Origin of the sequence: Prevotella rectalis (assembly GCF_900607215.1) — a bacterium.
In the GTDB taxonomy this organism is placed as follows: Bacteria; Bacteroidota; Bacteroidia; order Bacteroidales; family Bacteroidaceae; genus Prevotella; species Prevotella brunnea.
Genome location: NZ_LR027822.1, coordinates 581,333 through 582,020, shown reverse-complemented (window position 1 = coordinate 582,020; position 688 = coordinate 581,333). Strand labels below are relative to the sequence as shown.

Sequence of the window (688 nt, the reverse complement as noted above, 5' to 3'; positions counted from 1 at the left end):
CGCAGAGTCAACCAGCAAGTGCAAAATTATAAAACGTATTTGAAGAATTCACACTTTGGAGTAGAAAAGTTTAATTTTTCTCTCGGTCTTTCGTTCAATTTCTTTTGTATCGACATAATTCTCTTGTCTGTGTAATGTTCAAACGAATCCTTTTTCGGTATATATTGTCTGATTAGTTTATTTGTATTCTCAATAGCTCCCTTTTGCCAAGAACAATATGGATCAGCGAAGTATACGGGCACGCCCAAGAACTTGGTAATGTCCTTATGTGCTGCAAATTCAGGTCCGTTGTCTGTTGTAATGGTCTTCAGACAGTCCTTGTATGGTGGCAGCAGTTTCCTAACTACCTTTGCCAGAGGCTTTGACTGCTTTCCAAATGGCAGTTTCTGCATAAGCAGCATATTGGTGGATTTCTCTACCAGTGTGAGTATGGTATGCTGGTCAGGGTCTACGATCAAGTCCATCTCAAAATCTCCGAATCTCTTCCCGTCAACTTCCTTACTTCTTTCATGGATACTCAACCTGTCTTTAATTGGAAGATGTCTGCCCTTGGGACGATGTCTGTATTTCATCTTATGCCTTGTGTGTTTGGCAAGTTCCCCTGTTGTATCATTATGAATGATATTATAAATGGATTGGTGGGACACCTTTATTCCCTCATTCTTGCGCAGATAACCTGATATTTGTC

At 40.1% G+C, this 688-nt stretch carries 1 protein-coding gene; it reads right to left on the bottom strand.

What is annotated here, in order from left to right; all coding sequences use genetic code 11:
* Nucleotides 1-26: 26 nt before the first annotated feature.
* The coding region (locus E0E16_RS10745; RefSeq protein ID WP_130829720.1) for an IS30 family transposase at nucleotides 27-688 on the bottom strand (662 nt) is incomplete at its 5' end.